23 protein-coding genes and 1 pseudogene are annotated in these 24785 nt (G+C 71.1%); 6 read left to right on the plus strand and 18 right to left on the minus strand.

The features are described from left to right. Positions 1–70 precede the first annotated feature (70 nt). On the plus strand, positions 71–859 hold the full coding sequence (erm, locus tag ABIE67_RS36100; RefSeq protein ID WP_370265742.1) for an ErmE/ErmH/ErmO/ErmR family 23S rRNA (adenine(2058)-N(6))-methyltransferase: 789 nt from the start codon (positions 71–73) through the stop codon (positions 857–859). Between the two features lie 4 nt (positions 860–863). After that, positions 864–2106, plus strand: a pseudogene (locus ABIE67_RS36105) (glycosyltransferase). A 58-nt stretch (positions 2107–2164) separates the two neighbouring features. Here the strand turns inward: ABIE67_RS36105 and ABIE67_RS36110 are convergent. Beyond that, complete coding sequence (locus ABIE67_RS36110) at positions 2165–4432, minus strand: MMPL family transporter (protein ID WP_370265743.1); 2268 nt, start codon at positions 4430–4432, stop codon at positions 2165–2167. A 364-nt stretch (positions 4433–4796) separates the two neighbouring features. On the opposite strand from ABIE67_RS36110, the gene ABIE67_RS36115 reads away from it, so the two are divergent. Beyond that, positions 4797–5345, plus strand: coding sequence for a DUF1697 domain-containing protein (locus ABIE67_RS36115; RefSeq protein ID WP_370265744.1), 549 nt, complete (start codon positions 4797–4799; stop codon positions 5343–5345). Continuing rightward, positions 5338–5715, plus strand: coding sequence for a DUF4440 domain-containing protein (locus tag ABIE67_RS36120; protein ID WP_370265745.1), 378 nt, complete (start codon positions 5338–5340; stop codon positions 5713–5715). Before ABIE67_RS36115 ends, ABIE67_RS36120 begins: the two co-directional genes overlap by 8 nt. Here the strand turns inward: ABIE67_RS36120 and ABIE67_RS36125 are convergent. Next, entirely contained in the window at positions 5696–6559 is an 864-nt protein-coding gene (locus ABIE67_RS36125; RefSeq protein ID WP_370265746.1) for a transglutaminase-like domain-containing protein, read from the minus strand. The genes ABIE67_RS36120 and ABIE67_RS36125 overlap by 20 nt on opposite strands. Positions 6560–6628: 69 nt before the next feature. Between ABIE67_RS36125 and ABIE67_RS36130 the strand changes: the two genes are divergently transcribed. Further along, the gene (locus tag ABIE67_RS36130) at positions 6629–7651 is read left to right on the plus strand and encodes a ketopantoate reductase family protein (protein ID WP_370265747.1); all 1023 of its coding nucleotides are present in this window, start codon (positions 6629–6631) and stop codon (positions 7649–7651) included. Between the two features lie 70 nt (positions 7652–7721). Here the strand turns inward: ABIE67_RS36130 and ABIE67_RS36135 are convergent, their stop codons facing one another. From ABIE67_RS36135 to ABIE67_RS36205, 15 genes are all read right to left on the minus strand, one after another. Next, positions 7722–8462, minus strand: a complete 741-nt coding sequence (locus tag ABIE67_RS36135) for a sirohydrochlorin chelatase (RefSeq protein ID WP_370265748.1) — start codon at positions 8460–8462, stop codon at positions 7722–7724. Between the two features lie 6 nt (positions 8463–8468). After that, positions 8469–9359, minus strand: a complete 891-nt coding sequence (locus ABIE67_RS36140; RefSeq protein WP_370265749.1) for an ABC transporter permease — start codon at positions 9357–9359, stop codon at positions 8469–8471. Further along, a complete protein-coding gene (locus tag ABIE67_RS36145; protein ID WP_370265750.1) occupies positions 9346–10134 on the minus strand; it encodes an ABC transporter ATP-binding protein in 789 nt (262 codons plus the stop codon). Before ABIE67_RS36145 ends, ABIE67_RS36140 begins: the two co-directional genes overlap by 14 nt. A gap of 43 nt (positions 10135–10177) precedes the next feature. Further along, positions 10178–11278 carry an aliphatic sulfonate ABC transporter substrate-binding protein gene (locus ABIE67_RS36150; protein ID WP_370265751.1) on the minus strand — a complete coding sequence of 367 codons (1101 nt, stop codon included), beginning with the start codon at positions 11276–11278 and terminating at the stop codon, positions 10178–10180. Positions 11279–11398: 120 nt separating this feature from the next. Further along, the gene (locus tag ABIE67_RS36155) at positions 11399–12733 is read right to left on the minus strand and encodes a sulfate adenylyltransferase subunit 1 (protein ID WP_370265753.1); all 1335 of its coding nucleotides are present in this window, start codon (positions 12731–12733) and stop codon (positions 11399–11401) included. A 2-nt stretch (positions 12734–12735) separates the two neighbouring features. Beyond that, the gene (gene cysD / locus ABIE67_RS36160; RefSeq protein ID WP_370265754.1) at positions 12736–13683 is read right to left on the minus strand and encodes a sulfate adenylyltransferase subunit CysD; all 948 of its coding nucleotides are present in this window, start codon (positions 13681–13683) and stop codon (positions 12736–12738) included. Further along, the gene (cysC, locus tag ABIE67_RS36165) at positions 13680–14249 is read right to left on the minus strand and encodes an adenylyl-sulfate kinase (protein ID WP_370265755.1); all 570 of its coding nucleotides are present in this window, start codon (positions 14247–14249) and stop codon (positions 13680–13682) included. Before cysC ends, cysD begins: the two co-directional genes overlap by 4 nt. 3 nt (positions 14250–14252) lie before the next feature. Then, the gene (locus ABIE67_RS36170) at positions 14253–14972 is read right to left on the minus strand and encodes a phosphoadenylyl-sulfate reductase (protein ID WP_370265756.1); all 720 of its coding nucleotides are present in this window, start codon (positions 14970–14972) and stop codon (positions 14253–14255) included. Further along, positions 14969–15148, minus strand: coding sequence for a hypothetical protein (locus tag ABIE67_RS36175; RefSeq protein WP_370265757.1), 180 nt, complete (start codon positions 15146–15148; stop codon positions 14969–14971). The genes ABIE67_RS36170 and ABIE67_RS36175 overlap by 4 nt, the downstream gene beginning before the upstream one ends. Then, entirely contained in the window at positions 15145–16842 is a 1698-nt protein-coding gene (locus ABIE67_RS36180) for a nitrite/sulfite reductase (protein ID WP_370265758.1), read from the minus strand. Before ABIE67_RS36180 ends, ABIE67_RS36175 begins: the two co-directional genes overlap by 4 nt. A 128-nt stretch (positions 16843–16970) precedes the next feature. Then, a complete protein-coding gene (locus ABIE67_RS36185; RefSeq protein WP_310591794.1) occupies positions 16971–17054 on the minus strand; it encodes a putative leader peptide in 84 nt (27 codons plus the stop codon). A gap of 146 nt (positions 17055–17200) precedes the next feature. Further along, the gene (locus ABIE67_RS36190; RefSeq protein ID WP_370265759.1) at positions 17201–17773 is read right to left on the minus strand and encodes a GNAT family N-acetyltransferase; all 573 of its coding nucleotides are present in this window, start codon (positions 17771–17773) and stop codon (positions 17201–17203) included. A 70-nt stretch (positions 17774–17843) separates the two neighbouring features. Beyond that, positions 17844–19133: a hypothetical protein gene (locus tag ABIE67_RS36195; RefSeq protein WP_370265760.1), complete on the minus strand. Its 1290-nt coding sequence runs from the start codon at positions 19131–19133 to the stop codon at positions 17844–17846. Between the two features lie 162 nt (positions 19134–19295). Beyond that, positions 19296–20579 carry a GAF domain-containing protein gene (locus tag ABIE67_RS36200; RefSeq protein ID WP_370265761.1) on the minus strand — a complete coding sequence of 428 codons (1284 nt, stop codon included), beginning with the start codon at positions 20577–20579 and terminating at the stop codon, positions 19296–19298. A gap of 366 nt (positions 20580–20945) precedes the next feature. Continuing rightward, positions 20946–22580 (minus strand): acyl-CoA dehydrogenase family protein, encoded by a 1635-nt coding sequence (locus ABIE67_RS36205; protein ID WP_370265762.1) that lies wholly within the window; start codon positions 22578–22580, stop codon positions 20946–20948. A 135-nt stretch (positions 22581–22715) separates the two neighbouring features. Here ABIE67_RS36205 and ABIE67_RS36210 point away from each other — a divergent pair, with 135 nt between their 5' ends. Then, positions 22716–23861, plus strand: a complete 1146-nt coding sequence (locus tag ABIE67_RS36210; RefSeq protein WP_370265763.1) for a YihY/virulence factor BrkB family protein — start codon at positions 22716–22718, stop codon at positions 23859–23861. 22 nt (positions 23862–23883) lie between these two features. On the opposite strand, the gene ABIE67_RS36215 is transcribed toward ABIE67_RS36210, so the two are convergent. Further along, positions 23884–24735 carry an NAD(P)H-binding protein gene (locus tag ABIE67_RS36215; protein ID WP_370265764.1) on the minus strand — a complete coding sequence of 284 codons (852 nt, stop codon included), beginning with the start codon at positions 24733–24735 and terminating at the stop codon, positions 23884–23886. Between the last annotated feature and the right edge of the window lie 50 nt (positions 24736–24785).

A 24785-nucleotide genomic window follows, 5' to 3' on the forward strand; every position in this document is an offset into this window, starting at 1 on the left:
TCCTCCTGTCTTCCGGTCAGGGCCTTCGTCTGCCCTTTTCCCTCCCCACGGAAGACAAGGACCGCAGGCCATGGCCCGCCCCACCCGCGTATCCCGCGCGCTCTCCCAGAACTTCCTCGCCGACCGCGCCGCCGCCGGACAGCTCGCCCGGCTCGCCGTACCGCACGGCCGGCAGACACCCCTGCTGCTCGAAGTCGGCGCCGGGAAAGGCGCGTTGACCGAGCTGCTCGCCCCGCGCTGTCGGAGCCTCCTCGCATACGAGATCGACCCACGGCTCGTCCCCGCACTGCGTACGCGCTTCTCGCGCACGCCCCAAGTCCGCGTCATCGGCGAGGACTTCCTGACCGCACGGCCCCCGCGCACGCCGTTCTCCGTCGCCGGGAACGTGCCTTTCTCCCGCACCGCGGCCATCGTCGACTGGTGCCTGCGGGCACCCGCCCTCACCGACGCCACGCTCCTCACCCAGCTCGAGTACGCCCGCAAACGCACGGGCGACTACGGCAGCTGGACCCGGCTGACGGTCCTGACCTGGCCCCGCTACGAGTGGCGGCTGGCCGGCCGCGTCGGACGGCACAGCTTCCGTCCCGTGCCGCGCGTGGACGCCGGGATCATCCGGATCGAGCGGCGCCGCACTCCGCTGCTCGACGCCGCCGCGTACGAGACCTGGCGGCAGCTGGTCGAGCTGGGGTTCTCGGGCGTGGGCGGCTCCTTGCAGGCGTCGTTGCGCCGGGCCCATGGGAGGCGACGGGTCGACGCGGCGTTCCGTGCGGCTCGCCTCGACGCGAGGGCCCTTGTCGGCGAGGTGCCGCCGGGGGCGTGGCTGAGGCTGCACGAGGTGCTGGCGGTACGGGCGTCATGAAAGCATGTTGCACGAGACGTATCGTCTCGTTTAAGGTCGGCTCCATGACCAGTCCTGCTCACATCGCCATGTTCTCCATCGCCGCCCACGGTCACGTGAACCCCAGCCTCGAAGTGATCCGCGAGCTCGTGGCGCGCGGGCACCGGGTCACGTACGCGATTCCCCCGGCCTTCGCCGAGAAGGTCGCCGGCACCGGAGCCGAGCCGAAGCTCTGGAACTCCACGCTGCCCGGCCCCGACGCCGATCCGGAGGCCTGGGGGAGCACCCTGCTGGACAACGTCGAGCCGTTCCTGGCCGACGCGATCCAGGCCCTTCCGCAGCTGATCGAGACGTACGAGGGAGACGAGCCGGACCTCGTCCTGCACGACATCGCCTCGTACCCGGCCCGTGTCCTCGCCCACCGCTGGGATGTGCCCGCGATCTCGCTCTCGCCGTGCCTCGTCGCCTGGGAGGGGTACGAGCAGGAGGTCTCCGAGCCGATGTGGGAGGAGCCGAAGAAGACCGAGCGCGGCCGGGCCTACTACGAGCGCTTCCAGGGGTGGCTGGAGGAGAACGGAATCGCCCAGCACCCCGATCCGTTCGCCGGGCGGCCCGACCGCTCCCTCGTCCTGATCCCGAAGGCGCTCCAGCCGAACGCCGACCGGGTGGACGAGACCGTCCACAGCTTCGTCGGCGCCTGCCAGGCCGACCGCACCGCCGAGGGCGACTGGCAGCGTCCGGCCGGCGCCGAGAAGGTCGTACTCGTCTCCCTCGGGTCGGCCTTCACCAAGCAGCCGGCGTTCTACCGGGAGTGCGTGCGGGCCTTCGGCGACCTGCCCGGCTGGCACCTGGTGCTGCAGGTCGGCCGGCACGTCGACCCCGCCGACCTGGGGGACGTACCGGCGAACGTCGAAGTGCGTTCCTGGGTACCGCAGTTGGCGATCCTGAAGCAGGCCGACCTGTTCGTCACCCACGCCGGCGCCGGCGGCAGCCAGGAGGGCCTGGCCACGGCCACCCCGATGATCGCCGTACCGCAGGCCGTGGACCAGTTCGGCAACGCGGACATGCTCCAGGCACTCGGCGTCGCCCGCCACGTGCCCACGGAGGAAGCCACCGCCGAGACCCTGCGCGAGACGGCCCTCGCGCTCGTCGACGACCCCGAGGTCGCCCGGCGCCTGAAGGACATCCAGGCCGAGATGGCCCTGGAGGGCGGCACACGGCGTGCGGCCGACCTCATCGAGGCGGAACTGCGGGAGGCCAGGGCATGAGCGAGGGCCCGTCGGCTCCCCCGGAGTCGACGGGCCCTCTTCTCGTCGGGCAGGTGGGTCAGACAGGCACCCGCTCACCCTCGTCGTCCCGAGCGGCCTTCCGTGTCACGGCCTCGGGCGCCTCGTCGTGCGTCAGGTCCGGCAGGCGGTTCAGCCACTTCGGCAGATACCAGTTGCGCTCGCCCAGCAGCGCCATCACCGCCGGGAGCAGCACGCCCCGGATGATCGTCGCGTCGATGAGGACCGCGGCCGCCAGGCCGACGCCCATCTGCTTCATGGACTGCATGGACAGCGTGCCGAAGATCGCGAACACGGCGACCATGATGACCGCGGCGCTGGTGACGACCCCGGCCGTGGTGACCACGCCGTGCTGGATCGCGTCCTTCGTCGTACGGCCCCGCAGGCGCGCCTCGCGGATCCGCGAGACCACGAACACGTGGTAGTCCATCGACAGGCCGAACAGGATCACGAAGAGGAACAGCGGCAGCCAGGTGATGATGGCGCCGACGCCCTCCGCGCCCACCAGGGACGCGCCCCAGCCGTGCTGGAAGACGGCGACGAGAATGCCGTACGCGGCACCCACCGACAGCAGGTTGAGCACGATCGACGTGACCGCGATCGTCAGCGAGCGGAACGACAGCAGCATCAGGCCGAAGGCGAAGACGACGACGAACGCGAAGACCGGAATGACCGCTCCGGCCAGCTGGTCGTTGAAGTCCTTCGAACCGGCGACCTGTCCGGTGATCGGCGCCTCGACACCGTCGACCTCGCCGAGCGTGGCCGGCCGCACCTCGTCGCGCAGCTTGTCCAGGCTCGCGCCCGCCTTGTCGAGGTCGGAGCCGCCGACCAGCGGGACGTACACGAAGGCGATGTTCTGCTCGTCGTGCAGCTTGATCTCCACCGGGCCGCGCGAGGCGCCCGAACTGATCGCCCGCTCACGGAAGTCGGCGAGCGCGGACTTCACCTCGGGGGCGTTGATGTCGTTCGCCCGGACGACCACCTCGGCCGGCTCGGAACCGCCCGGGAAGGCCTCGTTGAGCCGGTTGTACGTCTGCACGATGGGCAGCGAGTCACCGAACTCCTTGTCCAGGGTGAGCTGCTGGGTCTTCATGCCGAGCGCGGGAGCCGCGATGGCGAGCAGCGCACCGGCCGCGACGGCGACCGAGATGACCGGCCGGGCGAGCACTCCCTTCAGCACGGCCGTCCAGAACCGGCTCTCGCGGTTGCCGCGCCCCCGGTTGCGACGGAGCTTGCTCTGCGGGTGCAGGAAGGGGATCTTGCCCTTCTCGACCCGCTCGCCGAGCAGCGACAGCAGCGCCGGCAGCACGGTCACCGATCCGACCATGGCGACCGCCACGACCATCAGCGAGGCCAGGCCCATCGCCTCGAACTCGGCGAGCCCGGTGAACAGCATGCCCGCCATCGCCACACACACCGTGACACCGGAGACGATGATCGCGCGGCCACTGGTGGCGGCGGCGACCTTCAGGGCGGTCTGCGCGTCCCGGCCGGCCTCACGCTCCTCGCGCTCACGGCGCAGGTAGAACAGGCAGTAGTCGACGCCGACCGCCAGCCCGACCAGCAGCATCACGGAGTTGGCGGTGTCGCTCATCGGCATCACATGGCTGACGATGCCCATCAGGCCCATCGTCGCCATGATCGCGGTGACGGCCAGGAGCACCGGCAGCAGGGCCGCCACCAGCGCGCCGAAGGCGATGAGCAGAATGCCGAGGGCCACCGGCACCGCGGAGTACTCGGCCTTCTGGAAGTCGTCCCCGAACGCGTCGTCGAACGTCTTCATCATGCTCGCGCCGCCGATCTCCTCGATCCGCAGCGACTCGTGGTCCTTCTGGACGTCCTCGACGGCCTTCAACACGGGCTCCACGCGCTCGCCCGCGGTGTCCGCCTCGCCACGCATGTCGAACTGCACCAGCGCGCTGCGGCCGTCCTTCGAGATCGTCTGCGTGTCGTACGGCGACGTCACGTCCGTGACCTTGCCGGTGCCCTCGACCGCCTTCACGACCGCGGCGACCGCCGACCTGAACTCGGCGTCCGTGGCCTTGAGACTGCCGTCCTTCGCCTGGATCAGGACGGTCTCACCGGCCGGCTCGTCGATCCCGGCGTCCTCGACGATCTTGGCGGCGGTGTGTGTCTCGCCCTTCAGCTGGTCGCTGTCCTTGACGTCGACCCGGCCCGCCGCCGAACCGAGCCCCATCGCCAGGACGACGAACAGCACCCAGATGCCGACGGCAGCCCATCGGTGGCGGGCGCTCCAGCCGCCGGCGCGGGCGGCGAGCCCCCGCACTCGCGTATCTCCGTTCCCCATGACGGGCTTGCCCCCTTGATTGCGGTGGCGGCCCCCTGCCGCCCCCTTTCGTTTCGAAGGTATGGGCCGGATAAAGCCATCTCGTCGTGCTGCCCGGTGAAGTGCGGCGGCAAGAACTCATCCCCTCGGCCACCGGGTCCTCCCCACTGGGGAGGACAGGGGTCCCCTACATCTATCCGGCCGTGTCGGGGTGAAGATCGGGGGCGGGGAGGGGTGGATCATGGGGAACAGGTTGTGCTTCGTGCTGACCGGTAAGTAACTTACGGCTCCAGGCCGTCGTGCCCACCCCCACGGGGCACGACGGCCGCGCCAGGGCCAGGCGACCTTCGGGAGCACTGTCAGAGGGTCGCCTTAAGGTGGCCGGATGACGACGACGTATGCGGCGCTGCTGCGCGGAATCAACGTGGGCGGCAGCAGAAAAGTCCCGATGGCCGACCTGCGCGCCCTGCTGACCGGCCTCGGCCACGACGGCGTACGCACCTACCTCCAGAGCGGCCAGGCGGTGTTCACCGCCGACCACGGCGACGAGGAGTCGCTGGCCGCGGAGCTCGCCTCGGTGATCGAGAAGCACTTCGGCTTCGCCGTGGACGTGATCGTGCGAGGCCACGCCTATCTCAAGGCGATCGCCGACAACTGCCCCTTCCCGGCAGCCGAGTTGGAGGCGAAGCAGCTCCACGTCACCTACTTCTCCGCCCCGGTCGACGCCGACCGCTTCGCGGAGATCGACCAGGCCGCCTACCGCCCGGAGGAGTTCCGCCTGGGCGACCGCGCGCTGTACCTGTACGCCCCGAACGGCCTGGGGCGCTCCAAGCTCGGCGAAATCCTGTCGCGGCCCCGGCTCAACAAGGGTTTGATCGCCACCAGCCGTAACTGGAACACCGTCGTGAAACTCGTGGAGATGACAGGTGACTGACGCCCGCACCCCCGCCGTGCAAGCCGCCGTCGACGGCGAACTGCGCCTTCTCGAGCCGGCTGTACGGTCGTCGCCGGAACTGCTCGGGGAGTTGTTGCATCCCGAGTTCCGGGAGTTCGGCGCGTCAGGGCGGTACTGGGACCGGACGTCGATCATCGAGGCCCTGGTCGCGGGCGAAGACCCGGGACCCCGGCCCGTCGTCGTCTCGCCCATCCAGGCCGCCCAGCTCGCGCCCGACGTCGTCCACCTCACCTTCGACACGGAGAACAACGGCCGCCGGGCGCACCGCAGTTCGCTGTGGCTGCGGACCGACGACGCATGGCAGATGTACTTCCACCAAGGGACGCCGTTCAGCGCCGGGCGAGAGTGACCTTGCGCAGGCCGAACGAAGGCGACCTGGAGAGGATCTCGCGGGGCGGCGCCAGCCGCGGCTCCGCACCCAGGCGCCGGACGTCCTCGTCGGTGTGCGCGGCGGCCGCGGCGTCCAGGAGGGCGAGGTCGGCGGCGGACAGCGACGCGTCGCCGAAGCCCGCCAGAGGCTCCCAGCCGTCCCACGGCAGCGTCTCGACGCCGCCCCGGCAGGCGAGGTCGAGGACGAGGCTGCCCCGCACGAACCACATCCCGCGCAGGGCCTCGTCGCTCCAGAACCCGAACGCCCGCGGATCCGCCTCCCCGGCCCGGCACGCCCGCCACGCCTCGCCCGCCACGAGGAACCGGTCGCGCGGCACGTCCAGCGGATCGAAGTCCAGGTGGTCGTACGACGGATGCAGCACCTGCGGGTCCATCAGCCGCCAACTGCCGTCCGGCAGGCGGTACTCGGTGATCCAGTGGTCCTCGTGGAAGCCGTCGACGAAGTACGTGCCGAAGCCGCCGCGGACCCGGGCCGGCGTCCCCGTCGCGCGCAGCAGGGACACATGCAGCAGCGCGAAGTCCCGGCACGTGCCCACGAACCGTCCTTCCGGCTCGCGCGCGTCGGTCAGCGGGGTGTCCCCGCGCTCACGCAGGATCCGCAGGATGTCGGTGACGTAGCGCGACTCGGCGTCCTCGTGCAGGCGTTGCGCGGGGATGGCGTATCCCAGGCGCTGCCCTTCTCCCTGATGGATGATCACATCGCGTACGACGTGCGCGAGTTCACCCGGATCACGTGGCAGCCCGCTGACGTCCAGGCTTCCCGGATCGCTGTACGGCGTCTGCTTCAGATAGAAGTCGTCCATGCCGGGGACCCTCAAGCCTGCCCCAGGGGCAAGGTCAACCCCGGTGGACGGGTGTGCGAGGCTCGTCGTATGCGCTACATCATCATCGGTGCAGGAGCGGTCGGCGGTGTCATCGGCGGACGGCTCGCGGGCTCGGGGCACGAGGTCGTTCTGGTCGCGCGGGGCGCGCACTTCGAGGCCCTACGGGACCGCGGGCTGCGGCTCAGGGTTCCGGAGGGCGAGCTGATCCATCGGCTGCCGGTCGTCGACGGGCCGGCCGCGCTCGGGGAGCTCCGCCCCGACGACGTCCTCGTCCTCGCCGTGAAGACGCAGGACAGTGCGGCCGCGCTGCAGTCGTGGGGTCCAGCCCCGGTCGCGGGTGGCGGTACGGCCGCCGAGCGGCTGCCGCTGGTCTGCGCGCAGAACGGCGTCGAGAGCCAGCGCCTCGCCCTGCGGCTCTTCCGGCGGGTGTACGGCGTCTGCGTCTGGCTGCCGTCGACCTACGTCGAACCCGGCGTCGTCTCCGCGGCCGGCAGCCCCCTCACCGGCATCCTCCATCTCGGGCGCCACCCGCACGGCACCGACGAGACCGCCCGCCTCATCGCCGCCGGCCTGGAGAAGTCGCACTTCGAGGCGCCGGTCGTGGCGGACGTGACCCGCTGGCAGTACGCCAAGCTGCTGGCCAACCTCGGCAACGCCCTGGAGGCGGTGACCGGCCCCGTCGACAGCGAGGAGGCCGGGGCGCTGTTCCGGCGGGTGCGGGCCGAGGGCGCCGCCGTGCTCGACGCCGCCGGGATCGCGTACGCCGGTGCCGAGGAGCAGCGGGCGGTACGCGGCGACAAGGTCACCCTCGTCCCCCTCGACGGCGCCCCGCGCGGCGGCGGCTCCTCCTGGCAGTCCCTCACCCGCGGCACCGGCACCATCGAGGCCGACTACCTCAACGGCGAGATCACCCTCCTGGGCCGCCTGCACGGCGTACCGACCCCCCTGAACGACCTCCTCCAGCGCCTCGCCAACACCTTCGCGCGGGAGCGGCGGGCGGCTGGGTCGATGCCGGTGGCGGAGCTGGTACGGCTGGCCGACGAGGCGGTCGGGGCGACGGACCCCGCGTAAAGGGCGGACCCCGCGTAAAGGGCGAGCCCTACGCAAATGGCGGACCCTGCGTAATCCCGGGTCGTCGCGCTCAGGCGCCCATGGCCGTCAGCGCCGGCACCCCCGCCGCCTCGTACCGCTCCAGCAACACCCGCGCCACCTCGGGCGCCGCCCCGAGCACGTCCGCCAGGACGTCCGCCTCGGCGGCGCCGCGGGCGATGCGGTCCGGGAGGAAGCCGGGGGCCAGGACGTACGGGGCCACGGCCACACGCTCGCAGCCGAGGGCCCGGAGCTCGCGTACCGCGTCCTCGGTGCGGGGAAGGGATGCGGAGGCGAACGCAGGTCGCACGGCGCACCAACCGGTGTGCCGCCACTCCCGCGCGATTTCTGCGATCACTGCGATCGCCTCCGGGTCGGAGGACCCCGCCGAGGCCAGCACGACCCCGGTCGAGGACTTGTCGGCGGGGGTCAGACCCGCCTCGTACAGACGCCGTTCCAGGGCGGACAGGAGCAGCGGGGACGGGCCCAGCACCTCCGCCTGGCGGATGCGGAGCTGCGGCGGTGCCGCCCGCAGAACCGCCGGGATGTCCGCCTTCGCGTGGAACGCGCGCGTCAGCAGCAGAGGGAGGGCCACGACGTCACGGACGCCCTCCGCGGCCAGCGACTCCAGCACCCCCTGCACCGACGGGATGTTGAACTCCAGGAAGCCGGTCTCCACCCGCACGTCCGGGCGCAGCGAGCGCACCCGGCGTACCAGGGCGTGCACGGTCGCGGCATGGCGCGGGTCGCGGCTGCCGTGGGCGACGACGAGAAGAACCGGCTTCTGGAACACAGGACCTCAGCTCCTTGCCAGCAGACCGCGGCTGCGCAGCACCCACCGCTCCAGCGGGCTGAAGATCAGCAGGTCGATGGCGATGCCGACGATGAGGATCAGGAAGATGGCCAGGAACACCTGGGACATGCTGCTGTTGGTGCGGCCCTGCTCCAGCAACTGGCCCAGGCCGATGCCGAGATCGGGTGACGTGGCGATGATCTCGGCGGCCATCAGCGAGCGCCAGGAGAAGGCCCAGCCCTGCTTCAGGCCCGCCAGATAGCCGGGCAGCGCGGCCGGCATCACGATGTGCCAGGTGCCCTTCAGACCCGTCGCGCCCAGGGTGCGGCCCGCGCGCAGGAACAGCGGCGGCACCTGGTCGACGCCCGACACCAGGCCGTTGGCGATCGAGGGGACCGCGCCGAGCAGGATCACCGCGTACATCATCGAGTCGTTCAGGCCCAGCCAGATCACGGCCGGCGGCACCCAGGCGACCGACGGCAGCGACTGCAGACCGGACAGGATCGGGCCGATCGCCGCGCGCACGAACCTCACCCGCGCCACCAGCAGGCCCAGCGGCGTACCGATCGCCAGCGCCAGCAGGAAGCCCATCAGACCGCGCGAGACGGACGTCCAGATGTAGTCGAAGAGCGTGCCCTGCAGCCAGGACTGGCGCACCTCGCCCCATACGTCGGACGGCGAGGGCAGCTTGTAGTCGGGGGCGACCTCCGCCCACACCAGGATCTGCCAGACCGCCAGCACCAGCGCGACGGCGACGACGGGCGGCAGGACCTTCTGGGTCAGGGTGCGCCGGAACGGCGTACGGCCCGTCTGGACCGTGTCCAGGGCGTCCAGGCCCGCCTCGAGTCCGGCGAGATCGTTGCCGTCCTTGGCGGCGGTCGTCTCAGTGCTGGCCATGACGGCGGATCTCCCCACGCAGTTCTTCGGTGATCTCCCGGGACAGCTCCGCCACCTCGGCGTCCTCGATGCGGCGCGGCTGCGGGATGCCGACCGTCCACTCCCGGGCGATGCGGCCCGGCCGGGAGGACAGCAGGACGACGCGCTGGGCCAGCCGGACCGCCTCGCGCACGTTGTGCGTGACGAACAGGACGGACAACTGCGTCTCGCGCCAGATACGGGTCAGCTCGTCGTGCAGCACGTCCCGCGTGATCGCGTCCAGCGCGGCGAACGGCTCGTCCATCAGCAGCAGCTTGCTGTCCTGGGCGAGGGCCCGGGCCATGGCGACCCGCTGGCGCATCCCGCCGGACAGCTCGTGCACCCGCTTGCCGTAGGCGCCCTTCAGCCGGACCAGTTCGAGAAGCTCCTCGGCCCGCTCGCGCCGCTCGGCCTTGGGTACGCCCCGGAGCCTCAGGGCGAGTTCGATGTTCTTGCCCGCGGTCAGCCACGGGAACAGGGCGTGCTCCTGGAACATCAGCGCCGGGCGCCCGTCGGTCGTGATGCTGCCCGCGCTGGGCCTGTCCAGCCCGGCCACCAGGTTCAGCAGCGTCGACTTGCCGCAGCCGGACGCTCCGAGGAGGGTGACGAACTCGCCGGGCGCGACATCGAGGGTGATGTCGTCGAGGACGAGCTGCTGCCCGGCCGGGCCGGCGAACGACTTCGAGACGTGGTCGATGCGCGCGGCGTGCTCCACGGACGCATCCGTGTCGGCGGCCTTGGCGAGGGCGGTTGCCATGGTCGTCACCTCCTGGGAACTCGCGGAATCCGGAAAACGGGACTTACTTGACGCCGAGCCCGACGTCGTCGACCTCGGCTTCGCCCTCGGCTTTGAGGACCCTGTTCAGCGGTGCCAGGTCGTAGATGCCGGTCAGGTCCGGCTTCTGCAGCAGCCCCGCCTTGACCGCGTGCTCGGCCTCGGTGTTCAGCGTGGCCGCGAGCGGGTCGTCCGTGACCTGGATGGACTGCCATGCCGGGTCGAGAACTTCGGCCGGCAGCGCCTTCCCGGTGTCGGCCTTCAGCTGCGCGTTCGCCGCGGCCTTCGCCTTCTCCGGGTTGTCGTCGATCCACTTGTTGGTCCGCACCGAGGCGCGCAGTACGGCCTCGACGGCCTCGGGGTGCTTCTTGAGGAAGTCCTGCCGCACGATGACGTTCGTGATCACGAACTTCTTGTCCGGCCACAGGCCGGCCTCGTCCAGCAGCACCTTCCCGCCCTCCGCGACCAGCTTGGAGGCGGTCGGCTCGGGCACCCACGCGCCGTCGATCGAGCCGGACTTGTAGGCGTCCGGGGTGATCTTGTTGTCGGTCCGGACCACGGAGACGTCACCCTTGCCGCTCTCCGCGTCGACCTTCCAGCCCTGCTCGGAGATCCAGTTGAGGAACGCCACGTCCTGGGTGTTGCCGAGCTGCGGCGTGGCGATCTTCTTGCCCTTGACGTCCTTCAGGGACTTGATCTTCTCGGGGTCGACGACGAGCTTCACGCCACCCGAGGCCGAACCGGAGATGATCCGCAGATTCGTGCCGTTCGACTTGAGGTAGCCGTTGATGGCGGGGGAGGGGCCGATCCAGCCGATGTCGATGGACTCGGAGTTCAGCGCCTCGATCTCCGAGGGGCCGGCGTTGAACGTGGCGTACTCCGCCCTCGTGCCGCCCAGCTCCTTCTGGAACAGCCCCTCGTGCCGGCCGACCAGCGCAGTGGCGTGCGTGAGGTTCCCGAAGTAGCCGATCTTCACCGAGTCCAGGCCGTCGACCTTGGCCGCCCCGGCTATGGCGTGCTCCGTGTTCTCCTTGGCCTGGGAGCCGTAGCCGCAGGCCGCGAGGCCCAGCAGCGGCAGCGCGGCCAGGACGGCGAACGTCCGTCGCAGGGCGGGGGTGGCAGGCACGGGAGGTGTTCCTCTCGGTGGCCCGGCGCTCACGCCCGTGTCAGGTCGTGGCCGGGGAGTCGGCTGGTTCGAGCGCGGCGGCGCGCATACGGGGCACGCGGGTCAGCGCACACATCGCGCTCAGAAGTCCCACCCGTCGTCCTCGGCCTTGTCCTTGACCGGCTCCGGCGAGGCGAACGACTCGCCGACCATGCCCGCGGTGAGCGTGGTGCCGTCGTTCGGGTCGATCAGGATGAACGAGCCGGTACGGCGGGAGTCGGCGTAGGAGTCGACCGGCAGCGGCTCGGCGGTACGGACCTTCACCCGGCCGATGTCGTTGGCGACGAGCTGTCCGGGGTGCGGGTGCAGGGACAGGTCGTCCAGCGTGAGCCGGGACGGGATGTCCTTGACGATCGCCTTGACCGTGCGGGTGCCGTGCTTGAGCAGCACCCGGTGACCGACCGTCAGCGGCGCGTCGGCGACATGGCAGACCGTGGCCTCGATGTCCTGCGTGGTCGGGGGCGCGTCCTTGGTCGGCACGATCAGGTCGCCGCGCGAGATGTCGATGTCGTCCTCCAGCAGGACGGTCACCGACTGCGTCGTCCACGCGATGTCGACCGGCTCGCCCAGCAGGTCGATGCCGGTGATCTTCGACGTACGGCCCGAGGGCAGCACGGTCACCGACTCGCCGACCCGGAAGGAACCGGCGGCGATCTGACCGGCGTAGCCGCGGTAGTCGGGCAGCTCGGCGGTCTGCGGCCGGATCACGTACTGCACGGGCAGCCGGGCGTGGCAGTGGCGCAGGTCGTGGGTGACCGGGACCGTCTCCAGGTGCTCCAGGAAGGTCGGCCCGCCGTACCAGTCCATGTTCGCGGACGGGTCCACCACGTTGTCGCCGGCCAGCGCCGAGATCGGGATCGCGGTGATCTCCGGGACACCCAGTTCGAGGGCGTACGCCGTGAACTCCTCGGCGATCGCGGCGAACACGGGCTCCTGGTAGTCGACCAGGTCCATCTTGTTCACGGCGAGCACCACGTGCGGGACCCGCAGGAGGGCCGCGATCGCCGCGTGCCGGCGGGTCTGCTCGACGACGCCGTTGCGGGCGTCGACCAGGATGACCGTCAGCTCGGCCGTCGACGCGCCCGTGACCATGTTCCGGGTGTACTGCACATGGCCGGGGGTGTCGGCGAGGATGAACCGGCGGCGCGGGGTCGCGAAGTAGCGGTACGCCACGTCGATGGTGATGCCCTGCTCACGCTCGGCCCGCAGACCGTCCGTCAGCAGTGCCAGGTCGGGCGCCTCCTGGCCGCGGTTGCGGGAGGCGTGCTCCACGGCCTCCAACTGGTCGGCGAGGACCGACTTGGAGTCGTGCAGCAGCCGGCCGACCAGGGTGGACTTGCCGTCGTCGACGGAGCCCGCCGTGGCGAACCGCAGCAGAGTGGTGGCCGAGAGCTCCTCGGTCGTGATCGTGCTCATGCTTAGAAGTACCCCTCGCGCTTACGGTCTTCCATCGCGGCCTCGGAGAGCTTGTCGTCGGCGCGGGTGGCGCCGCGCTCGGTGAGCCGGGAGGCGGCGATCTCGGCGATCACCTGCTCCAGGGTCACCGCGGCGGAGTCGACGGCGCCCGTGCAGGACATGTCGCCGACGGTCCGGTAACGGATGAGCCGCTTCTCGACGGTCTCGCCGTCCTTGGGCCCGCCCCACTCGCCCGCGGTCAGCCACATGCCGTTGCGGGCGAACACGTCACGCTCGTGCGCGAAGTAGATCTGCGGCAGCTCGATGCCCTCGCGGGCGATGTACTGCCACACGTCCAGCTCGGTCCAGTTGGACAGCGGGAACACGCGGACGTGCTCGCCGGGCGCGTGCCGGCCGTTGTACAGGTTCCACAGCTCGGGGCGCTGGCGGCGCGGGTCCCACTGCGAGAACTCGTCCCGCAGGCTGAACACCCGCTCCTTGGCCCGCGCCTTCTCCTCGTCCCGGCGTCCGCCGCCGAAGACCGCGTCGAACTTCTCGCCCTGGATCTTCTCGGTCAGCGGCACCGTCTGCAGCGGGTTACGGGTGCCGTCCGGACGCTCCTTGAGCACACCCCGGTCGATGTAGTCCTGCACCGACGCGACGTGCAGCCGCAGGTTGTGCTTCTCGACCGTACGGTCGCGGTACTCGATGACCTCGGGGAAGTTGTGCCCCGTGTCGACGTGCAGCAGCGTGAACGGGACCGGCGCCGGCGCGAAGGCCTTCAGCGCCAGGTGCAGCATCACGATGGAGTCCTTGCCGCCGGAGAAAAGGATCACCGGCCGCTCGAACTCACCCGCCACCTCACGGAAGATATGGACGGCCTCGGATTCCAGCGCGTCCAGGTGGGAGAGGGCGTACGGGGAGTCCGTACCGTCTTCGCCCCCCTTGACCGTGGCAACGGTCGTCGTCATGCCAGTCCCCTCTCGGTGAGCAGCGCGTGGACCGCGCCCGCGGATTCCTGGACGGTCTGGTTCTGGGACTCGATGCGCAGATCGGGCGACTCGGGTGCCTCGTACGGGTCGTCGACCCCGGTCAGGCCGGTCAGCTCGCCCGCGGCCTGCTTGGCGTACAGCCCCTTCACATCGCGTACGGAGCACACCTCGACCGGCGTGGCCACGTGCACCTCGACGTACGCGGCCCCGCTCTCCTGGTGGCGCTTGCGCACCGCGTCGCGGCTGTCGGCGTAGGGCGCGATCACCGGGACGAGCGCCTTCACACCGTTACGGGCGAGCAGCTCGGCGAGGAAGCCGATGCGCTGCACGTTGGTGTGCCGGTCCTCGCGGCTGAAGCCGAGGCCCGCCGAGATGAACTCGCGGATCTCGTCGCCGTCGAGCACCTCGACGCGGTGGCCCTCCTCGCGGAGCCGGCCGGCCAGCTCGTAGGCGATGGTGGTCTTGCCGGCGCTCGGCAGACCCGTGAGCCAGACGGTGGCTCCGCTCGTCACGTGGTTCTCCAAATTCGCAGAAGGCTCGGTCATGGGTCAGCCGTGCAGCCCGCACTCGGTCTTGGCGCGGCCCGCCCAGCGGCCGGCGCGCGCGTCCTCGCCCTCCAGGACCCGGCGGGTGCAGGGGGCGCAGCCGACGGAGGCGTAGCCGTCCATCAGCAGCGGGTTGGTGAGGACACCGTGTTCGGTGACATAGGCGTCCACGTCGTCCTGGGTCCAGCGGGCGATCGGGGAGATCTTCACCTTCTGGCGCTTCTCGTCCCAGCCGACGACCGGGGTGTTCGCCCGGGTCGGGGACTCGTCGCGGCGCAGCCCCGTCGCCCAGGCCACATAGCCCTTGAGGCCCCGCTCCAGCGGCTCGACCTTGCGCAGCTTGCAGCACAGGTCGGGGTCGCGGTCGTGCAGCTTCGGGCCGTACTCGGCGTCCTGCTCGGCGACCGTCTGGCGCGGGGTGAGGGTGATGACGTTGACGTCCATCACGGCCTCGACCGCGTCGCGGGTGCCGATGGTCTCCTCGAAGTGGTAGCCGGTGTCGAGGAACACTACGTCGACCGGGGAGCCGCCGGGCCTCGCGCGGGAGGCGAGGTGGGCGACCACCGCGTCCTCCATCGACGAGGTCACGCAGAAGCGGTCCCCGAAGGTGTCGACCGCCCACTGGAGGATCTCCAGCGCGGAGGCGTCCTCCAGGTCACGGCCCGCCTGCTCGGCGAGCGCCTTCAGATCGTCTGTCGCGCGCTCTTCCTGGATCGTCGTCATATCTGTTCTCCCCCTGCGTCGTTGGGCTGAAGGCCCCGGGCGAGCAGCCCGAGGAACTTCAACTGGAATGCGCGGTTGCACGCCGCGCATTCCCACGCGCCGTGACCCTGCTCGCTGGGGCGGAGGTCCTCGTCGCCGCAGTAGGGGCAGTAGAAGGGAGCGGCCCGCTCGCTCATGAGAGGGCCTCCTCGGAGGCGCGCGCGGCCCAGGTGGCGAACCGCTCGCCGTCCTCACGCTCGTCCTGGAAGCGCTTCAGGACGCGCTCGACGTAGTCGGGCAGCTCCTCGGAGGTGACCTTCAGACCACGCACCTTGCGCCCGAACCCGGCCTCCAGGCCGAGCGCACCGCCGAGGTGTACCTGGTAGCCCTCGACCTGCTCGCCCTGGTCGTTCAGGACCAGCTGGCCCTTGAGACCGATGTCCGCCACCTGGATACGGGCGCAGGCGTTCGGGCAGCCGTTGAGGTTGATGGTGAGCGGCTCGTCGAAGTCCGGGATGCGGCGCTCCAGTTCGTCGATCAGCGCGGCCCCGCGCGCCTTGGTCTCGACGATGGCGAGCTTGCAGTACTCGATGCCGGTGCAGGCCATGGTGCCGCGCCGGAACGGGGAGGGCTTGGCCGTCAGGTCCAGCGCCTCCAGGGCCTCGACCAGCGGCTCGACCTGCGCCTCCTCGACATCGAGGACGATCATCTTCTGCTCGACGGTGGTGCGCACCCGGTTCGAGCCGTGGGCCTCCGCGACCTCGGCGATCTTCGTCAGCGTGGCGCCGTCGACCCGGCCGACACGCGGCGCGAAACCGACGTAGAAACGGCCGTCCTTCTGCCGGTGCACACCGACGTGGTCACGCCAGCGCTCGGTGGGCTCGGCGGGCGCGGGGCCGTCGGCCAGCTCGCGCTTGAGGTACTCGTCCTCCAGGATCTGGCGGAACTTCTCCGGACCCCAGTCCGCGACCAGGAACTTCAGGCGGGCCCGCGTACGCAAGCGCCGGTAGCCGTAGTCGCGGAAGATGCCGACCACGCCCGCCCAGACGTCCGGGACCTCCTCCAGCGGCACCCAGGCGCCGAGCCGGACGCCGATCTTCGGGTTGGTGGACAGGCCGCCGCCGACCCACAGGTCGAAGCCGGGGCCGTGCTCGGGGTGGTCGACGCCGACGAACGCGATGTCGTTGATCTCGTGGACCACGTCGAGGAGCGGGGAGCCGGAGATCGCCGTCTTGAACTTGCGGGGCAGGTTGGAGAACTCCTTGCTGCCGATGTACCGCTCGTGGATCTCGTCGATCGCCCAGGTGCCGTCGATGATCTCGTCCTCGGCGATACCGGCGACCGGCGAGCCGATGACGACGCGCGGGCAGTCGCCGCAGGCCTCGGTGGTGGACAGCCCGACGGCCTCCAGCCGGTTCCAGATCTCCGGCACGTCCTCGATGCGGATCCAGTGCAGCTGGATGTTCTGCCGGTCGGTGATGTCCGCGCTGCCGCGCGCGAACTCCTGCGAGATCTCACCGATCACCCGAAGCTGGTGGGTGGTGAGGCGACCGCCGTCGATGCGCACCCGCAGCATGAAGTGCTTGTCGTCCAGCTCCTCCGGCTCCAGGACCGCGGTCTTGCCGCCGTCGATCCCGGGCTTGCGCTGGGTGTACAGGCCCCACCAGCGCATCCGACCGCGCAGGTCGTTGGGGTCGATCGAGTCGAAGCCCCGCTTGGAGTAGATCGTCTCAATGCGTGTCCGCACATTGAGACCGTCGTCGTCCTTCTTGAACTGCTCGTTGCCGTTGAGCGGGGTGTGGTGCCCCATCGCCCACTGACCCTCACCACGGTGACGGCTCACCTTGCGGCGGGGAGTCGCGGCGGCAGGTTTCTGCGGGGTGGCGGCCATGGTTGATACGTCCTTCGGGACAGGCGGGAAAGCGGCTCTGACCTGCGCATACGGGCGCATGGGTATAGGTGCGCGTCATTGCGCGGGAATGAAGTGAAAAGAGAGAGATGGCGGGCGCTGCGGGGCTGTCAGCGCGCCGGACAGATGGCGCTGGACATGCGGCCGAGGTCGACGTGCCGCCGACTCACCAAGGCAATTCCAGTTCCAGACATGACGGAAGCGTGTCACGGCGATCTGGACAGAGTCCAGCTTCGTCCAATATCCGGACACCCTTGTCCCGGAGAGTGAGACAAGGGTGGTGTCGGTCACATGGCCCGAATCTGACCGTTTCTCCCCGGCTCAGCCAGGGTAAACGGGCTCAGCCAGGGTACGCGCCGGGCCACGGGCCGGGCGCGGCCACCACGGCCTCCTCCTCGACCTTGGTGTCGAAGAGCTTGAAGCCGCGGCGCAGATAGTTGTCCATGGCGTGCTCCCCGTCCTTGCTGCACGTGTGCAGCCAGACCCGCTTCGTCTGCGCCAGCCCCGGCCAGCGCTCCGCGAGGTCCCAGGCGCGGGCGGCGCCGTAGGAGAGCAGATGACCGCCGATGCGGCGTCCGCGGAAGGCGGGAATCAGCCCGAAGTACTCGATCTCCACGACCCCGTCGTCCTGCGGGCCCAGCTCCACATACCCCGCGGGCGTCCCCTGGTCGTAGGCCACCCACGTCTCGACGCCCGGACGCTCCAGGTGCGCCTGCCACTGCGCGTACGTCCAGCGCAGCCGGTCGATCCACAGGATGTCGCCGCCCACGGACGCGTACAGGAACCGGCTGAACTCGGGCGAGGGCACCTCGGAGCGGACGATCCGCACGTCGCCCTCCGGGGCTTGGGCCGGGAGGAGGTCGGTCGGGGAGGTCTGCTCCAGGGACCAGGTGGTCACGGGGATGTTGGTCATGACGGCCAGGGAACCACCCGAGTGGCCGATCTGTCGATCGGCGTCCACGCGGACCGCACAGGCCGGGCGGCTATCCCAGCGCCCGGTCGATCGACGTCAACGGCACGGCGAACAGTGCCCGGCCCGACTGGGACCAGACCTCGCCGGTCTCCTCCCAGTACGACAGGGGGCCGGCCTGGATGCCCCAGCAGCGGGGTGCTTCCTCCGAGCCGCAGCGGGTCGCCTCGGCGCCCTCGGTGTCCTGGCGCCACAGGCTGCCGTGCCGGTCCGTGGTGCCCGGGGCGCGGCTCACGTACCAGTCGGAACGGTCCGTCCCGGCCGTCGGGCGGGACAGGACGCCCTGGATGCCGGAGGCCTCCGTCTCGTACGCCTCGACCGCCGACGCGGATCCGGTGGCGTCGGTGGACAGCAGGCCGGTGCGGCCCGGGTCGGTGCTGAAGTCGTAGCGCCACAGACGGGCGAGCCGGTCGCTGTCGGCGGCGGTCCGTTCGCTCGCGACCAGGCTGTCGGGTGCCGTGCCGCGGTCGAGGGAGATGCCGCCGAGGGCCGGGGCGGCGTTTCCGCCGGTCAGGCGGTACGAGCCGACGGCCGGCAGGACGAAGCGGTAGCCGTGGGCCGACCAGCCCTTCTCGACGCGGCCCACGGCGGCGCTGTCGACCGTGGTGCGCTGGACGCGGTTCATGTCGTACACGTACAGGCCGTCGCCGGCGGTGACGAGCAGTTTGTCCTGGTACCAGACCATGCCCGACAGGCGGGACGTCAGGGCGCGGTAGTCCCGTCCGCCGTCCACCGGGACGACGAGCAGGGCCGACGCGTATCTCGGGCGGCCCAGGTCGTTCGCGTCGACGAAGGCGACCCGGGCGAGGCCCCGGTCGGCAGTGCCCTGGCTCCAGCCGGAGAGCAGCACCCGGTTGTCGTTCCACCAGCCGTCGTCGTCGGCGTCCCCCGACGTGGTGACCGCGCCGGCCCGCCAGGCCCGGGTGTCGGCGGCGTCCCAGCAGTACGCGCGCGTGGCCGTCGGCGCGACCGGCAGCGCCGTGCGCTCGCCGGCCGTACAGCCGGACCCGGTGCGCAGGCTCCGGTCGGCGGTCTCCAGAACGGCACGGACACCGACCGGCTTGCCCATCTGGGAGGCGAGTTCGTCGAGGGTGGACTGCGGGACCAACCGCTCCTGGAGCCGGAGCGCGCGGGTCTCCGCGGCCCTGGTGAGAGGCTCCAGCGCCCCGGGGTTGTCGCCGACCGTCGCCTGTGACGCGCTGATCATCGTCGCGGCGGCGGTGAGGGCGAGGGCGGTTCCGGCGAGGAACGCGCGCGCCGCGCGGCCCTGCCTGCGTCGACGGTGTCTGCCGCGGTGCTTCATCACAACCTCCCGAGGCGGGCCAACTGCGGCCAATGGTCCGTGCGTTGACCAAAGGAGCAGGTGGGGTGGCCCATGCAAGGATGCTACGGCAGTTGGGCACGGTTGCGGACTAAGACCCCGCAAATATGCGGAAGATGCACCCCGCGGGCCGCCGGAGCCAGGTCAGGCCGGCCCGGACCGGCCCCGCACCACCGCCGGGGCCGTCGAGTGCGGCAGCAGATCGCGGGGGTCGTCCGGCAGCAGCACCTCGACCTCGGCGTCCTCGCCGAAGCGGTACGGCCGGTGCTCCAGGAACGCCCCGAGATAGCGCCGTACCCGCGACATCTCGGCGCGCACCGTCACCGTGCGGCCCGCGTCGCCGAACATGTCCTCGGCCAGCTCCGCCGCGCTGCGGCCGGCCCGGTGCAATGCCAGCAGATACAGCAACTCGGCATGCCGGGGGCTCAGTTCATGGCTCCAGGTGCCCGCGCCGCCGGACACCGTCACCGACCAGCGGCGCGGCTGGGTCAGGTTCAGCGCGATCCGGGTCGCCCCGGGCGGCACCGGCTCGTCGGAGGCCCGCAGCAGCCAGCCGCCCGCCAGCGGCTCCACCGAGCACACGCCCAGCGGCGGCAGCCACCGTCGGCCCGGCGACAGGGACTTGGGCAGCGCGATCCGGTGCGTGTACGGCATCCCGGTCACCGCCGCGGTCCAGCCGTCCCGGTCCACCACCAGGGCCCGGCCCGGCAGCCGGGCCAGCACCGGTGCCGCCACCGCGCGCAGCCGCTCCAGTGAGGTCAGATGCAGCTCCCGCAGCCGGGCCTCGGCGAGCTTGGCCACCGAGTCGACCCAGGCGAGCGTGGCCGGATGCATGGTCTCCAGCGGCCCGCTGACGTCCACCACCCCGATCAGCCGGCCGTCCCGCGGATCCGTGATGGGGGCGCCGGTGCAGGTCCAGGAGGTCTGCGAGCGCTGGAAGTGCTCGGAGGCGAAGACCTGCACGGGCCGGCGCACGACCGCCGGGGTGCCCACGCCGTTCGTGCCGACGACGCTCTCCCGCCAGTCGGCGCCGAGTTCGAACCCGAGGCCGTCGGCCTTGCGCAGCACGGACGAGTTGCCCTCCCGCCACAGCACCCGGCCCTCGTCGTCGGCGACGACCATGATGTGGTGGGCGATGTCCGCGACCGACAGCAGGCCCTCGCGCAGCACTGGCAGGACATGGCGGAGCGCGGTGTCCTCGCGGCGCCGCTGCACCTCCTCGCGGGACAGCAGCCCGGACCGGAAGTCGTGGTCCGGATCGACACCGCTGCGCAGCATGCGCGACCAGGACTGCTTGATCACCGGGCGCGGTGCGACGGGCGCGCGCCGGCCGGAGAGGGTGGCGGAGCGGACCTCGCTGAGTAGCCGCGCCGCGCGTGCCGCGTCCACGGCGGCCAGCTGCGTCACCTCTGTCGGCGAGAGCGGCAAGGGTCCTCCTGTTCGGCTGCGGCTGGTTTCGGCTGCGGTGGTTCGACCGCGTTTTGGCCGTGTGTCTCATAGTGCCGCCCGCCACTCGCGGAGGCACACACTCCGCACACAGTCGCCAACAAGTTGCAACCCCTTGCAACCCTGGTGGACCGTCCTGGGCTGGTTGAAACTTGAGCAACGCCGTCCCGAGCGGCGTTCGCGGCCTCGAACGGGCCATGGTTGGGGGTGGTGCCGTGTCGGCGCAGCACCACCCCCTACCTCCGGCGGTTGGGCGGGTTGCGCGACTGGGGGTGCCGCTCTCTGTGCGTTGGCGTCTGCGGGCTGGTTTGTGGCTGGTCGCGCAGTTCCCCGCGCCCCTTGGATCGGTCAGGCCTGCGGCCTGGACCGATCCACCACCGACGTCAGGTCGAGAGTTGACGGCAGGGTGCCGAAGGCCATGCCTCCGTCGCTGCCCAGCCGGGAGGCGCAGAAGGCGTCGGCGACCTCCGGCGGTGCGAAGCGGACCAGCAGTGAGCCCTGGAGGACCAGGGCGAGCCGTTCCGTCAGGCGGCGGGCGCGGGACTCGATGGCTTCGAGGTCGGCGAGGTCCGTCAGGAGGTTCTTGATCGCCGCGTCCAGGCGGTGATCGGCGCCGCGGGCCTTGCCGACCTCCTGGAGGTAGGCGTTGAGGGCGGCGGGCTCGCGTTGCAATGCCCGTAGTACGTCCAGGGCCTGGACGTTGCCCGCGCCCTCCCAGATCGAGTTCAGGGGGGACTCGCGGACCAGGCGGGGCATGCCGGACTCCTCGACGTAACCGTTGCCGCCCAGGCATTCGGACGCCTCGACCGTGAGGGGCGTGCAGCGCTTGGTCACCCAGTACTTGGCGGCCGGGACCGCGATCCGCAGCAGGGCGCGCTCCTGCTCGCCGCCGTCGTCGTAGGCGGCGGCGAGGCGGAGTGCGAGGGTGGTCGCCGCCTCGGATTCGACGGCCAGGTCGGCCAGGACGTTGCGCATCAGGGGCTTGTCGGCGAGCTTTCCGCCGAAGGCCTCGCGGTGGGTGCAGTGGTGGACCGCCTGCGTGACGGCCTGCCGCATCAGACCCGCGGAGCCGAGGACACAGTCGAGCCGGGTCGCCGCCACCATCTCGATGATGGTGCGCACCCCGCGGCCCTCCTCGCCGACCCGGCGCGCCCACGTCCCGTCGAACTCGACCTCGGCGGAGGCGTTCGAGCGGTTGCCCAGCTTGTCCTTGAGGCGCTGGATCAGGAAGACGTTGCGGCTGCCGTCGTCCAGTACACGCGGCACGAGGAAGCAGGTCAGTCCCTCCGGTGCCTGCGCGAGGACCAGGAAGCCGTCCGACATCGGCGCCGAGCAGAACCACTTGTGGCCGGTCAGGGTGTAGGTGCCGGCTTCGGCGAGCGGGGTGGCGGCCGTCGCGTTGGCGCGTACGTCGCTGCCGCCCTGCTTCTCCGTCATGCCCATCCCGAACAGGGAGCCGGCCTTCTGCCCGGCGGGCCGCAGCTCACGGTCGTAGATCAGGGACGTCAGCCGTGGCTCCCACTCGGCGGCGAGGCCGGGGTCCGTGCGCAGGGCGGGGACCGCCGCGTGGGTCATGGACAACGGGCAGCCGTTGCCGGCCTCGACCTGGGTCCAGAGCATGAACGCGGCCGCCCGCCGTACATGGCCGCCCGGCCGTGCCCAGGCCGCGGTCAGCCCCGCCGCGACCCCCTTGCCGAGCAGCCGGTGCCAGGACGGATGGAAGTCGACCTCGTCGACACGGTGGCCGTAACGGTCGTGGGTGCGCAGGGTCGGCGGGTTCTCGTTGGCCAGCACCCCCCACTCCTGCACCTGCGCCGATCCACACGTCTTCCCGAGCCCCGCGAGCTCGCTCCGGGCCTCGTCCAGCACCTCCGGGGCGAGATGGCGTTCGACGGCCGCGCTCAGGGCCCGGTCGGCGGTGTAGGCGTCGTACCCGACAAGGGGCGGGGGCTGGTTGGTCACGGTGTGCGTGCTGCCTGCCATGGCTGTGAACCTATCCCTCCACGGAGCGTCGGTCTCCACCCTGACACGGCACGGGCGTGGGGATCGGGCGGGTGGCGAGTGACCGGACCCGGCGCCGCGGTGAGTACGCACCCGCACGGCGGATACCTTTAGGTCGTGCAGCCAGCAAGTGAATCCCCCCAGCGGCCCTCCGGTCGTCTCCACCGGGCGCGTGTCCTCTACCGGAACGTCTCGAAGCGCAGGACCGCCTGGCTGCTGCTCAAGGACACCGTCAACTCCTGCATCGAGTACCGCATCCTGGGCCTCGCCGCCGAGGCCGCGTTCTTCACGCTGCTGTCCGTGCCGCCGCTCCTCCTCAGCCTCATCGGCCTCCTCGGTTATGCCGACGACTGGACCGGCACCGACACCATCAGCAGCCTGGAGGCCAACCTCATCGAGGCCTCGCGCACCGTCCTGTCCGACAAGGGCGTGCGCCAGATCGCCCAGCCGATCCTGGACGACGTGATGCACGGCGGCCGCCCCGACGTCATCTCCGTCGGCTTCCTGTTCGCCCTGTGGTCGGGGTCGCGCGCGGTGAACGTCTTCATAGACACGATCACCGTGATGTACGGCCTCGACGGCGTCCGGGGCATCGTCAAGACCCGGCTGGTGGCGTTCCTGCTGTTCATCGCGGCCCTGCTGATCGGCTCGGTGGCGCTGCCGCTGATGGTGGCGGGGCCGGACGCGGTGGTGCGGATCGTGCCGTGGTCGGAGACCGTGGTGCAGGTCCTGTACTGGCCGGTCGTGATCGTCCTGTCGATCGCCTTCCTGACCACGCTCTACCACGTGTCCGTGCCGGTCCGCTCCCCCTGGATCGAGGACGTGCCCGGCGCGCTGGTCGCCCTCGGCATGTGGGTGCTGGGCAGCTTCCTGCTGCGCATCTACCTGACGAACACGATCGAGGGCGCGTCGATCTACGGCTCCCTCGCCGCCGCCGTCGCCGTGATGCTGTGGATCGGTGTGTCCGCGTTCGCCGTGCTCGTCGGGGCCGCGGTCAACGCCGCGATCGACCGGGTCTGGCCGGCCGCCGCGACGGCCGCGGCCCGTGCCGCGAACGAACGGCTGCGCGAGGCCCAGGTCGCCGAGTACGTCGCGCGCACGGCCGCGGCCCACGAGCACGATCCCGAGGACCCGGACATGCCGTCGGAGTTCCCCGAGCGCTGGACGCGCTTCCTGCCGCCGGAGGACGTGACGTCACGGCTGCGGACCCATGTGAAGAGCCCGCACCACCACCATCCTCCGCACAAGCCCGAGGACTCCTAGGCCCTGACGACCGCCCGTCGGCTCAGGCTTTCCACGCCCCCGCCGCCGCGGCCTCCCGCGCGAAGTCGGCGAAGTCATGTGGCTCGCGGCCCAGCACCTCGCGGACGTCGTCCGTGAGATGGGCGTTGCGGCCGTCCATGAGGGTGCCGAAGACCTCGATCAGGAGCTCGACCTCCTCGGGCGGTACCCCGAAGCCGGTCAGGGCCTCGCCGTAGGCCCGGGTCGGGACCGGCGTGTACGTGATCGTCCTGCCCGCCGCCTCGGAGATCTCCGCGACCGCCTCCCGCCAGGACAACAGCCGCGGCCCGGTCAGCTCCAGCGTCCGGCCCACATACCGGTCGTCGGACGTCAGCACGGCCGTCACCACGTCCGCGATGTCCCGTACGTCGACGAACGGCTCCTCCACCTCGCCCGCCGGGAAGACCAGCTCCCCGTGGACCATCCCCTCCACCAGCGGCCCCTCACTGAAGTTCTGTGAGAACCACGCGGCCCGTACGATCGTCCAGTCCGCGCCGGACGACGTCAGCGCCTCCTCGGTCGGCAGCGCCTGATCCTCACCGCGCGCCGACAGCAGCACCAGCCGCCGCACCCCGAGCCCGACCGCCTCCCGGGCGAGCGCGCCGACGCCCTCGGCTGCATCCGGGGCGCCGACGTCGGACGGGTACATCAGATACGCCGCGTCCGCGTCGCGCAGGGTCCGAGCCCATGTCGTCGGGTCCTCCCAGTCGAAGCCCTGCGCCCGGGAAGCGGGCCGTACCGTGAGCCCGGCCCCGCGCGCCGCTTGCGCCACCCGGCTCCCCGTACGACCCGAGGCCCCGGTCACCACCACCGTCATCCGCTGCGTGTTCGCCGTCCCGGCTGCGTTGTCCGTCATGCCTCCAGTCAACGGCCGTGCGCCCCAACAGCCCATCGCTGAACGCCTCA

The organism is Streptomyces sp. V4I8 (genome assembly GCF_041261225.1).
Classification (GTDB): domain Bacteria; phylum Actinomycetota; class Actinomycetes; order Streptomycetales; family Streptomycetaceae; genus Streptomyces.